Annotated in this window: 9 protein-coding genes; 1 reads left to right on the forward strand and 8 read right to left on the reverse strand. The window is 37.3% G+C overall.

The window, feature by feature from the left end; translation table 11 throughout:
• Positions 1 to 54: 54 nt before the first annotated feature.
• Positions 55 to 678 (reverse strand): 3'-5' exonuclease, encoded by a 624-nt coding sequence (locus tag IEV85_RS14680; RefSeq protein ID WP_188464693.1) that lies wholly within the window; start codon positions 676 to 678, stop codon positions 55 to 57.
• A gap of 19 nt (positions 679 to 697) precedes the next feature.
• Positions 698 to 2,608, reverse strand: a complete 1,911-nt coding sequence (locus IEV85_RS14685) for a DUF294 nucleotidyltransferase-like domain-containing protein (protein WP_188464695.1) — start codon at positions 2,606 to 2,608, stop codon at positions 698 to 700.
• Positions 2,609 to 2,849: 241 nt separating this feature from the next.
• On the opposite strand from IEV85_RS14685, the gene IEV85_RS14690 reads away from it, so the two are divergent.
• On the forward strand, positions 2,850 to 4,073 hold the full coding sequence (locus IEV85_RS14690; protein ID WP_188464697.1) for a PQQ-dependent sugar dehydrogenase: 1,224 nt from the start codon (positions 2,850 to 2,852) through the stop codon (positions 4,071 to 4,073).
• A gap of 44 nt (positions 4,074 to 4,117) precedes the next feature.
• Here IEV85_RS14690 and IEV85_RS14695 read toward each other — a convergent pair whose 3' ends face one another.
• The 6 genes from IEV85_RS14695 to IEV85_RS14720 all read right to left on the reverse strand — a co-directional run bounded on the left by IEV85_RS14695 (position 4,118) and on the right by IEV85_RS14720 (position 14,202).
• Positions 4,118 to 6,745 (reverse strand): PAS domain S-box protein, encoded by a 2,628-nt coding sequence (locus IEV85_RS14695; protein WP_188464700.1) that lies wholly within the window; start codon positions 6,743 to 6,745, stop codon positions 4,118 to 4,120.
• A gap of 163 nt (positions 6,746 to 6,908) precedes the next feature.
• Positions 6,909 to 8,807 (reverse strand): acetate--CoA ligase, encoded by a 1,899-nt coding sequence (gene acs / locus IEV85_RS14700; protein ID WP_188464702.1) that lies wholly within the window; start codon positions 8,805 to 8,807, stop codon positions 6,909 to 6,911.
• A gap of 12 nt (positions 8,808 to 8,819) precedes the next feature.
• Positions 8,820 to 9,182 (reverse strand): response regulator transcription factor, encoded by a 363-nt coding sequence (locus IEV85_RS14705; RefSeq protein ID WP_188464704.1) that lies wholly within the window; start codon positions 9,180 to 9,182, stop codon positions 8,820 to 8,822.
• Positions 9,160 to 11,886: a sensor histidine kinase gene (locus tag IEV85_RS14710; protein ID WP_229712601.1), complete on the reverse strand. Its 2,727-nt coding sequence runs from the start codon at positions 11,884 to 11,886 to the stop codon at positions 9,160 to 9,162. Before IEV85_RS14710 ends, IEV85_RS14705 begins: the two co-directional genes overlap by 23 nt.
• Before the next feature lie 332 nt (positions 11,887 to 12,218).
• On the reverse strand, positions 12,219 to 13,913 hold the full coding sequence (locus IEV85_RS14715; protein ID WP_188464708.1) for a sodium:solute symporter family protein: 1,695 nt from the start codon (positions 13,911 to 13,913) through the stop codon (positions 12,219 to 12,221).
• Positions 13,914 to 13,938: 25 nt separating this feature from the next.
• A complete protein-coding gene (locus IEV85_RS14720) occupies positions 13,939 to 14,202 on the reverse strand; it encodes a DUF4212 domain-containing protein (protein WP_188464710.1) in 264 nt (87 codons plus the stop codon).
• Positions 14,203 to 14,207: the final 5 nt, after the last annotated feature.

Here is a 14,207-nt window from a genome sequence, read left to right on the forward strand (position 1 = left end):
GATTTAGGAAGTGCAAACCGGCAATTAAAGCAATCACTTTGTGCCTTATAAAAATCAACTCTTAATTTTAAGAAAAAGCAAAGCTGTTGTAAAAGCATCTCCAAGTGCTGTGTGTCTTTCTATCAGTTCAATATTATGTTTCTCAGCAAGTGCATCAAGAGAATAATTTTCCGACTTAATGGCTATATCGGGCTTCCGCTTTTTATCATTTTCAATGGCAAGCTCTGCTGTGTCAATTACATGATTCAGTAGTCTTATACCAGGGAATATTTCAGACAAATACCTGTTAATCAACCCTACATCATGCTTTGCATGGTGTGCTATTAACACAGCATTTCCAACATATTCCAGGAATTTCAATAAAGCAAATTCAACCTCTTTCTTCTCATCTTTACCATTTTTCAATATTTCATGAATCTGCACATTTCTATTACTTCCTGCATCATTCGATTGAAGGAAATAGTGAAAAGTTTCTTTCATTGAGATGCTATTATCCTTTATTTTAACAGCTCCAATTGAAAGCAATTCTGCAGTAGAAATTTTAAGGGAAGAGGATTCAGTATCAAACACTACAAACTGTTTTCGCTTATTTTCCCCGGGTTTATTCGCCTTTAAGTAACTCTTAATTTCTTCAGGATAAGATGTTTCTCCACTATTTCGCCAAAATTTGAACTTCATTTACTGGTGGTTTGGGGCTTCAAGAAAAATAGCTTAATTGAAATTTTAACTCAATCATTTGTTGCAAAAGATAGATAGGTTCAAAGGAGTTTCTTAAAACTTGTCTGTCGAATTTCGTAATCTGATTGATGATGATAAACCGGCCTGAATCGCTGTTTCTAATACCCTCCAATGCTCTGAAATGTATTAGAAATTCATAGGCTTGTGCTGCCTGCAAATACAATTCTTTTCTTGACACATCTTCATTTGCTAAAAAGCGATATCGCTCCACTGTATTTTTAATTTCAATATTTCCCGCTTCAAGGCATAATACTCTTGCAATATCAGTTAAGGGCATTAAGGCCCGAGCCTTAAGATCAAATTCTTCCTTATGCGCACCAGATCTTTCTACTACCAGGTTCTTAAAAAAGCTCAGTGGTGCAGGGTTTTTTGTAGCATTTTTAGCCAGAAAATTCAGGAATATTTTATTGGCTTGTACTTCACTTTTAAGAAAGGTATTCAATTTTTTAACAAGTTGTTGATCACCTGAAACGTATCTGTAGTCAAAGAAAATGGTAGATAGCAACAATGCTTCTTTCTCAGGAGAATGGATCCATCCTTTAAAACGATTTTTCCATTCCGAAATACTTAAACACCATTCCGGGTTCCCTGCCATCATGTTAGCAGGGCAATAAGCAAAACCAGCCTGAAAAAGAATGTCATTTACGCGCCTTGCCAACTGTAAAAAATATTCTTTTACATAATTAAGCTGTGGAGCACTTACCTCTCCAAAAATTAACGCATTATCCTGATCTGTTTTTAGCAATTGTTCTTCTCTTCCCTCACTGCCAAGGGAAATCCAGGCAAAAGGAACATCCGGCTGATAATGTTTTTTTTCGTTAAGCTCTATTAAAGCAAAATTGATGGCTTTTTTAATGAGTGCATCATTAATTGTAGTAATAAGCTTTGAAATAACTGAGATATTGATGTTTTGCTCCAGATAATACTTGAGAAAATAATCTACTTTATTCCTATTCAAACATAATTTCTCAACACTTTCAGCGGTTTCAATGCTATACAAAATAGAAAATGGATTGAATTGTAGTTGTGAGAAAAGAGTTTGCTGATTAAGAATACCTATAACCTCATCTTCTTGAGTAATCAGCAAATGCTTGATATTATTTTTCAGCATTGTTAACAGGTATTCTGCCAATGGAAGACCTGGTTTTTTAGTAATTAAGTTTACTGACATAATTTTAGAAACAGGATCATCAATATTGATTGTCCCACTTGCTATTTTTCTTCTAAAATCTGTATCAGTAACTACCCCCTTAGCCTTACCTGCTTCATCTATCACTACTATTCCGTCAGTAGCTTTTGCTGTCATTTTTAGCGCAGCTGATTTAATGGAAGTTTCTGACCCAACTAATAAAAGTGGAGCGCTCAATTCTTCTAAAGGCTTTTGCCAACTTAGAAAATCAGTAATTGTTCCTGAATTCTGATGCAAGGCAATGCTATTGAAACTATCCGGCTTTTGACCGGAAGCCAAGCCAGAAGCAAAAAATAAGCTCACTTTATTATTGGATTCTACTATTGGCTTAAAGATTGAAAGAGGAAAAGCATACACTAATGACTCCTCCTCGCAATAAGCTTCAAAAACATAAGGGTTGCCTGTTAGCATAGCCCTAACTCCGAATAACTCCCCTTCATCACAAACATCTACAAGTCTTTTTTCTTTACTCACTTCCTCTCGCAGCTGCACCTGCCCCTCTTTTAAAAAATAAATAAAAGGTTTTGCTTTTTGGTTTTGCTTAAAAACAAATTGGCCCTTCTTAAAATACAACACTTCAGCTTCTTCGCTTAAACGTTTTATTTGTTCTTTCTCCAGCACATTAAATGGAGGAAACTTCGCTACGAAATCAGCTATTTTAGAAGAGATAATATTAGCCATTGCAATCTCATTTGAAGTTAATTATTTGATGGAGTGAAAGGTATATCCGATAAAATACTTCCTTATAAATATAACCAATGTTTTCTCAAAATAAAACACCAATCATTTACTGAAGTAACATCTTTATACTACTCAGCCAAAAAGAATGCACAAAACACCAACGTTACAAAATTTGCTTTCGTAGTTATAAAGAAACCTAACTGACTGAACTTTTTCTATTATCAACTTTAACCTATTTTTTATGAAGATTACTAAAGAACCTCAAAACACTAGTATACATGCTTTATTAACAAAAGTGCAATTACCTGCCTTTCTTTTGGTTTTTCTGTTAAGTTTCTCCGGCTATAGTCAAAGCAAGGAAGCTTCAGTTACCTCCATTAATGGACATATTTTTCAGCCATCCGCAGTTAAAGCAACTGATGAGCGGGTAAAAAGCCTGAAGGTTCCTGAAGGTTATAAAGTGGAAGTTTTCGCCAAAGATTTAAACCAGCCACGCATTCTTGATGTAGCCGATGATGGTACAGTTTACCTGACAAGGAGAGAGGATTTCGACCTGATAATGCTTAAGGACACAAACGGTGATGGTAAATCCGACATGCAGAAGACCATATGGAAGAAAGACCAATTGCACGGACTGGATGTTGATGGAGATAAAATTTTTCTGATAACCGTCAATAAAGTATATGTTGCCAACAGAAAAGCTGATGGCTCAATAGATGAACCAAAAATGATAATTGATGGCTTACCGGAAGCAGGGCAACATCCTAACAGAACATTGGCAGTTGGGCCGGACAATAAATTATATGTCTCTGTAGGAAGCACATGTAATGCCTGTGGTGAAACAAGTGATAAAAATGCCACGCTTTTACGTGCTGATAAAGATGGAAAAAATGTAGAAATCTATGCAAAAGGATTGAGAAATACTATAGGTTTTGACTGGTATCCGGTAACAGGAGAATTGTACGGAATGGACCATGGTATTGATTGGCTGGGTGACGAAGACCAGAAAGAAGAATTAAACAAATTGGAACAAAATAACGATTATGGCTGGCCTTATATTTATGCCGACAGCAAACATAACCCAGCGGATGAGCCTCCAAAAATGTCTTACGAAGCATATGCTAAAAAATCCACTGAGCCTGAGCTTTTATTACCTGCTCATGCAGCCCCTATGGAAATGATCTTTTACAGAGGAAAAATGTTTCCAAAGAAAGATAAAAATTCTGCTTTTCTTGCACTACATGGTTCATGGAATAGGGAAAATCCTGTAGGTTACAAAGTAGTGAAAATTGTTTTTGAAGATGGAAGGCCTACTGGCTTTGAAGATTTTTTAACTGGATTTTTGGTTGAGAATGAAAAATCCCAATTTGGAAGGCCTGTTGGAGTTGCCGAACATACTGATGGGTCGTTGCTAATTACTGACGACTCCGGTGGTATGGTTTACAGGGTAAGTTATAAGGATTAAATTTGAGATACATGCATCTTGTTAAAATAGCAGGTGCATGTATTTTATTTATTACTTTTAATCTTCTCTTCAGTAATATCAAAACAGATACAGGATATTTTAACCAGCTGTCCATCATCATCAAAAATTGGCATATAGCTGGCACGCAACCAGAAATGTTCTCCATTCTTTTTAACTCTTTCTACATCCCGCACAAAATGATCTCCTTTACTTAAATCACTCCACAGCTGCTCAAAAGCTCCTGATTTTATACTTTCTTTGGGTACATAATAAGAGTGAGGCTGACCTATCATTTCCTCTTCAGTATAACCCGTTACTTCTTTAAATTTTTTATTGACATGAATAATTTTTCCTTGTTGATTGAAATCAATAATAATTGATGAATTATCTACTGCATTAGTAAAGTCATTCATTTCCTTTTCATGTATTTTTTCTTTAGTTACATCAAAACAGATACAGGAAATCTTGATTAAATCACCTTTGTCATCAAAAATCGGCATATAGCTGGCACGCAACCAGAAATGCTCACCATTCTTTTTCACTCTTTCTACGTCTCGAACAAAATGCTGCCCTTTACTTAAATCGCTCCAGAGTTGCTCAAAAGCTCCTGATTTTATTGCATTTTTAGGTACATAATAAGAGTGAGGCTTACCTATCATTTCTTCTTCAGTATAACCCGTGATTTCCATAAACTTTTTGTTGATATGGATAATTTTTCCTTCCCTGTTGAAATCAATAATAATTGATGAATTATCTACTGCATCGGTGAAATTACTCATCTCTTTCTCATGCAACTTTTCCTTCGTTACGTCAAAACAAATGCACGAAATGCGTGTAAACTCCCCTTTTTCATTATAAATGGGCATATAGCTGGCGCGCAACCAAAATGGGGAACCGTCTTTCCTTAGTCGTTCCACATCTCTCACAAAATGACTCCCGTCTTTAATATCTTCCCATAGCTTTTGAAAGCTACCTGATGTTATTTTATCTGCCGGCACATAAAATTCATGTGATTTACCTATTATTTCCTCTCTTGTATAGCCTGTAAGGTCAAGAAATTTCTGATTAACGTGAGCAAACTTACCTTCTCTGCTAAACTCCACAATTACTGATGAAGAATCTACTGCTGAATTGAAAACCTCCATTTCCTTTTTCTGCCGGGCCATTTCCTCTTGTGTAGCCTGTAACTCCTCCATATTCTGCCTCATTTCCTCTTCCTGAGCTTTAAGTTCTTCTGCCTGTTGTTGTGAAATTTCCAACAGATGCCGGGTATTCTGATTTACTTTGGCTATTGAAAATGCTGAGGCTAAGCTTTCACATAACTTCTCAATAAACTCTTTTTGATGAAGCTCCATTTTGTGAAGGAATGCCAATTCAAGCACCCCTTCAATTTTGTCTTCTGTTTTAAGCGGCACAATAAAAATGGATTTAGGTTGAGCATCTCCCAGGCCTGACTTTATCTGAATAAAATCATCAGGAACTTCCTCCAGGTATACACTATCCGCTTCCCTCCATACCTGCCCCACCAACCCCTCACCATAATCTATTTTTTTAGAGAAGTATTTGTTTCTATCCCAGGCATAGCAAGCCACCATTTCCATATACTCTTCCTGCTCTTGTTTATTCAAAAGGAACAAAGCTCCCTGGCTACCTCCTACATACTTAACTAATTCAGAAATGATTTTGGAAGCCAGTTCTTTAAAATCTTTCTTAGAATCTCCTCTGAGCATTTGAGAAAATTCTGACAGACCTTCTGCAATCCATCTTCTCTTCTGGTCCTCGGAAGCTGAAGCTGTAAGCTTATCCCGCATTAATAAAAGCGCCTGACTTAACTGGTCGTTTTCTGAAGCCTCTAGCTCCTCTTCGTAATCATCATTACCTATTCCGATAGCAAAGCTGGTTGCTTTGCCAATTTTCTGCTTTGTAGCATCTAATTTATCTATTATTACGCTTAGCTCGTTTTTTGCTTCGTATTGTCTTTCTACATTTAAATTGCCTTCAGCCAAACTAGTGGCAAACAATTCAATTTCATCAACCGGCCGCCTCAAATGTTTTTTAAACAAACGGTAGAATAAAAAAGCAAACAGTAGATAGAGAAAGAGCATTACAGCCATTGCATTTAAAAAAACAGATTGTCGAGCATCTTTTTGCTCTGTAAATATGGAAATTAAAACATCATCTGCATTTAATACTTCGGCAGCGTGTTTTCCAATATTCTCTGCATTTTCTTGATTAATGCCATCTCCTGAAGAAGCATTTATAAGCTTTAGCCCGGAAGTCTCAAAACCATTCCAAAGCCTTTCTACTTTCATCAGACTTTCCAACTGCTTGCCTTGCGCAGGAGCAAGTTGTATTCCTATGGCTGTACTTCCCGGAACTTCACCTCCTTCTTTTAGCACTTTTAAATAAGCCGAAGAAAGCCTAAGCATCTGCTCCATCTCTTCCTTTTTCCCGTCCTCTCCGTGTATAACTTTATTGGCATATAAAAGTACCCATTGAGAAAGCATTTTTCTCTTGGATGCAGTTTCAATAGCTAGGTCATCCTCTTTCTGCTTGGAATTATAATATAACACTATCGAAAAATTGATGACTGCAAGACTAGCAAACACAGTTAATGCTAACAATACCTTGCCCATTACTGACAAATTTCTCATCGCTTTATTTATTTTCATGTGCTTTTAAGCTTTACATCTTCATACACAATGCCTTATCTCTGCCATTTATTTCCAATCATATTTTTTACTACTAGTCATTTTTAATTGGTATAGCCGGCATTGCTGACATTTATCTGTCAAAATTTTACGATAGTGCGTTAGATCTAGATCATCATTTAATTTATTTAGCTCCTTCCTTTATAGCCTCTACCACTTCAGGATTTAATAAAGTAGAGATATCTCCCAAATTGCTCGTGTCACCTTCTGCTATTTTTCGCAATATCCTTCTCATTATTTTCCCTGATCTGGTTTTCGGTAATCCCGGAACAATTTGAATTTTATCAGGCTTGGCTATTGGCCCAATAATATTTTTCACAGTTTCGCTAATTTCATTAATCAGGTTAGCTTCAGTTCTGTTTTCAAGATCGCAGATCACATATGCATAAATACCTTGTCCTTTTACATCGTGAGGGTAACCTACCACTGCAGACTCTATCACTTTAGGGTGTTCATTGATAGCATTTTCAACTTCTGCAGTACCCATTCTATGGCCTGAAACATTGATCACATCATCCACTCGGCCCAAGATTCGATAGTATCCATCTTCATCACGTTTTACGCCATCTCCTGTAAAATACATCCCTTTGTAGGTGGAAAAGTAAGTCTTTTTGCAGCGTTCGTGGTCTCCATAAGTGGTTCGCAAAATACTTGGCCAAGGAAATTTTATGCACAAGTTTCCTTCTACGCTGTTTCCTTTCAGTTCTTTTCCGTCCTGATCTACTATCATTAGCTGTATACCCGGCAATGGCAAGGTTGCATAAGAAGGCTTGGTAGGAGTAACTCCTGCAATAGGTGAAATCATGATACCTCCGGTTTCAGTTTGCCACCAGGTATCCACCACAGGACACTTCATTTTGCCTACATGAGAATGATACCAATGCCAGGCCTCTTCATTAATAGGTTCGCCTACAGAGCCTATAACTTTTAAGGAACTTAAATCATGTTTTTCAATCGGATCTGTGCCGTAAGCCTGCAATGCTCGGATAGCTGTCGGAGCTGTATAAAATTGATTTACCTTATATTTAGCCACAATTTCCCAAAATCTTCCTGCATCAGGATAGGTCGGAACACCCTCAAACATTAATGTGGTAGCTCCTGCCAACAATGGCCCGTAAACAATATAAGAATGCCCTGTAATCCATCCAACATCTGCCGTGCACCAATACACATCTCCTGGTTCGTATTGAAATACATTTTCGAAAGAATATTTCGTGTAAACCATATAGCCTCCTGTGGTGTGTACTACTCCTTTTGGCTTACCTGTTGAACCGGAAGTATAAAGTATAAAAAGCATATCTTCAGCATCCATTACTTCCGCTTTGTTTTCTTCTGACTGATCTTTCACCGCATCATGCCACCAGATATCGCGACCCGATTTCATATGGACATCATCACCAGTTCGTTTATAAACAATTACTTTTTCAACATTTCCTTTGGCCTTATCAATTGCTTCATCAACCAGTGCTTTCACTGGAATAGACTTACTTCCTCTGTAGTTTCCATCGGAGGTTAATACTACTTTCGCTTTGCAATCCTCAATTCTATCGGCCAGGGCACTTGCTGAGAATCCGGCAAAAACTACAGAATGCACAGCGCCTACCCTTGCGCAAGCTAACATAGCAACTGCAGCTTCAGGCACCATAGGCATATAGATAATCACCCTATCTCCTTTTTTTACACCATTTGCCTTAAGAGCATTGGCAAACTTATTTACCTGATGAAATAGTTCTTTATAGGTAAGTGTTCTGTTTTTCTCCTTAGGATCATTAGTTTCCCAAATAATGGCCGGCCTGTCACCTAAAGTATATAGGTTTTTTTCAAAGATGTTCTCAGTAATATTAAGTTTCCCATTAACGAACCACTTAACATCCGGCCCATCAAAGTTCCAATCCAATACTTTATCCCATCTTTTTTGCCAATGAAAAGAGTCTGCAATACGGGCCCAAAAACCTTCCGGATCCTGTACACTTCTCTGGTACTCATGAATATAACCACTTAGGGTGTGAATTTTATCGCTCATAGTTTTCTATTTTTAATTAAAAATTCCTTTTACTTTTTTCACTAATTCTTTGGTTGAAAAAGGCTTTTTCAGGTACAAATCTGCCCCTGCCGAAAGCCCCTTTTGTATATCTGATTCCTTTGCTTTTGCTGTAAGAAAAATTATTTTAATGTGTGCTGTTTCTTCATTTGTTTTAATAAACTCACACACTTCAAATCCATCCACTTCAGGCATCATTATATCCAATATTAAAGCATCGGGCATTTCCTTCTTCACAATGTCGATGGCTTCCTTCCCATTGCGGGCAATAAAAATTCTATAGCCTTCCTTTTTCATAAGAAATTCTATGGACAACAGAATGTTAGGCTCATCATCAACTATTAATATTTTCTTCATTTAAATAATTTTCATTCTCTAATATACTTTCATTTGTTGAGGTCGGAAGAGTAAAAATAAATTTTGACCCTTGCTTTCCATCACTTTCTACCCATATTTCTCCTTGATGGTATTCAATTATTTTTTTACAAATACTTAAGCCCAAACCACTTCCCTTAGGTTTTTTGCGCGTTTGATCCGGTGCCTGATAAAAGACATCAAAAATAGATTGCTGTATTTCTTTTACAATTCCCTTACCGTTATCATTTACCTCTACCACAATATTTTCAGATACTTGCTTGCTACTGATCTCAATTTTTCCTGCCATAGGGTCGCAAAACTTAATAGCATTAGAAATTAAGTTAAGCAAAACCTGGATCAATCTATCCTTATTAGCATTTATGAACCCAATTTGCGGGGCTAACTGAGTAGTTAATTGTATTCTACCTTGCTCCACTAGAGTTTGAACGGATCTCACGGCTTCAAGGATTAGATCATTGATTTGCAGATATTCCAGGTGAAACTCCTGCTTACCGGTATTAAATTTTTCCAAGTCCAGCACTTGAGAGATAAGCCTGTCCATCCGCTCAGTTTCTTTTATAATTGTATTCAAAAATTGCTGTTTGTCCTCTAAAGAGATATCACTATTATCATGAAGAATCTCCGAAAATGCCCTAATGGAAGTGATAGGAGTCCTCATTTCATGAGTGATAGTACTTATGAACTCATCCTTAGTGTGGTCCATTTGCCGGAGTTTTTCATTACTACTGAAAAGTTGGCGGGTTACCTCCTCAAGCGCCTGAGATTTTTCTTTTAACTGCTTATTCACCACAACAATCTGCTGCGTCTCCTTTAATATGTCTAACACCTCCTTGGTTGAAATCTCCTCCTCCTTTAAAGTGGTACTGATCAGAAGCCTTGCTGAAGAAGAGCCAATAAGTCCTGCTAAAATTCTTTCTACTGAATTTACTAGTTTGGAATCTGCCCTGTCTTCTTTTTTCAACTTCTGATTATATTTCACCTCATATTCCCTCAAAATTTCTTTTGTCTTTTTATCTCCTACAAAATGAATAAGTAATTCTTCAATATCCTGCACGTAAGCCGTGCCCTTCCATACCATCGTTGATTCAAACTCTTTGGAGTATTTAAATATATCCACAAAAACCTCTGCCTGGTTTCTTTCTTTGGAACTTTGCATGTAGCGAAGGGAGATAAACACATACAGCGAACTGTTGATCAGCAGACTCCAGAAGAGCGCTGCAGGGATTTTGTTCATAGGTAATCCGAATGCTTGCCCATCCGCTAAAGGGATAAAGTTAAAGAGCTTGTCATTTTGGATAAAGAAAGAAATAAACCCCGCCTGATCAATAGTGGGGAGTACAAGTAATAAAAACCAGATAGTGAATCCGGCTATCAGGCCACTTATGGCTCCACTTTTATTTCCTTCTTTCCAGAAGATTCCTCCAATTACAGCAGGAGCAAACTGCGCTACAGCTACAAATGAAATCAGGCCTATGGAAACAATTGAAAAACGGAAACTTATGAAACTATAGTAACCATAACTTAATAGCAAAACCAGTAGGATACTTGCCCTTCTGATATTTAATAAAAACCTGCTGAAATTACCCTTAAAATAGCGTATAAACTGTTTATTACTCACTACATAGGGAAAGATGAGGTTATTACTTATCATAATACTTAATGCAATGGTGGAAACTATCACCATGCTGGTGCCTGCAGCAAAACCTCCTAAATAAACGAAAATGGCTAAAAAATCCTGAGAGAGAAAAATAGGAATAGCCAAAACAAAAGTATCTGAAAGCACATTAGTCTCTCCTGCAAACATAATTTTCCCGGCAAAGGCAATAGGAATCACAAAAATATTGATTACTAAAAGGTAAAGCGGAAATAGCCAAATTGCTTTATCTAAGTGTTTTTCACTGGTATTTTCTTTTATGGAGACATGAAACTGGCGCGGCAAAAACATGAAAGCCATCATAGATAACATATTCAGCCAAAACCATTCAGAATAGCCTCCTATGGAATCCAGAGTGGTTAATCGACTGAGTTGCGGATCATCATTAACACGGGAAAAAATATCGCTAAAACCGTCAAAAACCACGAAGGTGATAAAGAAACCAATAACCAGAAAAGCAACTAGTTTTAAAATAGACTCAAAAGCAATGGCAGTCACCATTCCTTCTTGTTTTACAGTGGCATCAATATTTCTGGTGCCAAACAAAATGGTGAAAAATGCAAGGCCTATAGTGATATAAAGTGTATAATCGTTAAAAATATGATTCGAAATTGAAGCATTTGCATCGCTTACCAGATTAGAATTAGAAACCATTTGGAAGCTGGAAGAAATTGCCTTTAGCTGAATTGATATGTAGGGTATAATTCCAAGCACGCAAAAAATAGCAACAAGGCTTCCTAAAGAAACCGACTTTCCGTATCGGGTGGAGATAAGGTCTGCAATAGTGGTAATTCTGTAAACTTTACTGATTCTGATAATCTTTTTAAATATAAACCACCAGATAGGAGCCAGAAGTGTAGGACCAATGTACGTGGCTAAAAAATTCAGGCCTGACTCAGCTGCATTCCCTACAGAACCATAGTAGGTCCATGCGGTACAATATACAGCCAGGCTTAACGCATAGATATAGGGGTTTTTTAATAAACTTTTCCCTTTTTTGGCTCTATATTCACCAAAGTAGGCTAACATGAACAATAAAGTTAAGTAACCAACTGATATTAATATTATCACCCAGTTACTGATCATTTTCTATTGCTATTAATGTTTCTTCTCATAAATATGATCAGTACAATAATGAATACCACCCATGCCAAAAACATGTACAGGTATAACACCGGGACTCCAAGAAAACTTTGAAATGTATTAAACACAGAAATAAAAGGAAAATTGAATAGTATAATAAACACTATACTGATGAAGGCCAACCTCTTTGCTGTATCTCTTAATAACATGGTAATCCAATCTACTAAAAATAAAGAGAACAGTAAAGGTTTACTGTTCTCTTTAATATAATGGTTAAATTAATGAATTTCAGTTGCGGTACCAGCGCCTCTTGGAAACCTGATATCGTCTACAATATCCATAACATGTTGTGGGGGTGGTGGCGTCATAGAACTTACTATAAAAGATACTATGAAATTGACAATCATACCCACAGTTCCAAATCCTTCCGGAGAAATACCGAACCACCAATCAGCGGAGGTAGTCTCTCCAAAGGCATTGAATTTATAAGTGATCATGTAAAAAAGTGTAACGGACAAACCTGAAATCATACCTGCAATGGCACCTTGCTTATTCATTCTTTGATAGAATATACCAAGAATAATAGCTGGGAAGAAGGAAGCTGCCGCCAAACCAAAAGCGAGTGCTACTACAGCTGCCACAAAGCCCGGAGGGTTAATTCCGAAATAACCAGCAACAACAACTGCCACAAAGGCTGATCCTCTTGCGATCCATAGCTCCGTACTATCAGTCATATTTGGAGAAATCTGCTTTTTCACTAAATCATGAGATACTGAAGATGAAATCACCAATAGCAAGCCTGCTGCTGTAGACAGTGCGGCTGCAAGCCCACCTGCTGCTACCAATGCAATCACCCAGTTCGGAAGTTGCGCAATTTCAGGGTTAGCCAGCACCATAATATCTCTATCAATTGTAAGTTCGTTTCTCTCACTATCAGCCACATACTGTATGGCTCCGTCATTATTTTTATCATCAAAAGTTAACAAACCTGTTTTTTCCCAATTGCTGAACCATTCAGGCATGCTGGAATAACTGTTATTACTTACAGTTTCAATAAGGTTTGTTCTGGCAAAAGCAGCTACTGCAGGAGCAGTAGTATACAGTATGGCAATAAAAACCAGGGCATAACCAGCTGAAAGTCGGGCATCTTTTACTTTAGGAACGGTAAAAAAGCGAACGATTACATGTGGCAAACCAGCAGTACCCACCATGAGTGCTGCTGTAATAAAAAATACATCAATCATAGATTTAGAACCACTTGTATATTCTGCGAAACCTAATTCTAAATGAAGACCATTTAGTTTATCCAGTAAATAAGTTTCACTACCTGTAACAGTGGAACCAAAGCCAAATTGAGGAATAGGATTACCTGTAAGCTGAATAGAGATAAAAATAGCAGGGACCATGAAAGCAAAAATAAGGATCACATATTGGGCCACCTGTGTGTAAGTAATCCCTTTCATTCCACCCAATACTGCATAAAAGAAAACAATCGCCATTCCTATATACACTCCCGTATTAATATCCACTTCCAAAAAGCGGCTGAAAACCACTCCTACTCCGCGCATTTGGCCTGCTACATAAGTAAAGGATACGAATAGAGCACAGATTACAGCAACAGTTCTTGCTGTGTTAGAGTAATATCTGTCTCCAATAAAATCAGGCACTGTAAACTTACCAAACTTTCTAAGATATGGTGCAAGTAGCAATGCTAACAGTACATAACCGCCAGTCCACCCCATTAAATAAACAGCACCATCGTAGCCAGCAAAGGAAATGATCCCTGCCATTGAAATGAAAGAAGCTGCTGACATCCAATCGGCTGCAGTTGCCATTCCATTAGCCAAAGGAGAAACACCCCCCCCAGCTACATAAAACTCTTTTGTTGATCCGGCCCTTGACCAGATTGCGATACCTATATATATAGCGAAGGTGATCCCCACTAATAAATATGTCCAAACTTGTACATCCATTGTTTAAAAATTTTAAGTATTAAAATTATTTTTCATCTACATCAAATTCCTTATCCAGCTTGTTCATTAAGCGAACATACACGAATATCAGGACCACGAAAACATAAATGGACCCTTGCTGTGCGAACCAGAAACCCAGAGGAAACCCAGCTATATGAATATTATTTAATGGTTCAACCAGTAAAATCCCAAAGCCATAGGATACTACAAACCAAATGATGAGTAGGATGAGTAAATACCGGAGATTTCTCTTCCAGTAGGCTTTCATGCTTGCTTTTTTATCTGTCATAATTA

The sequence above is a fragment of the Marivirga lumbricoides genome (assembly GCF_014636295.1).
GTDB classification, from domain to species: domain Bacteria; phylum Bacteroidota; class Bacteroidia; order Cytophagales; family Cyclobacteriaceae; genus Marivirga; species Marivirga lumbricoides.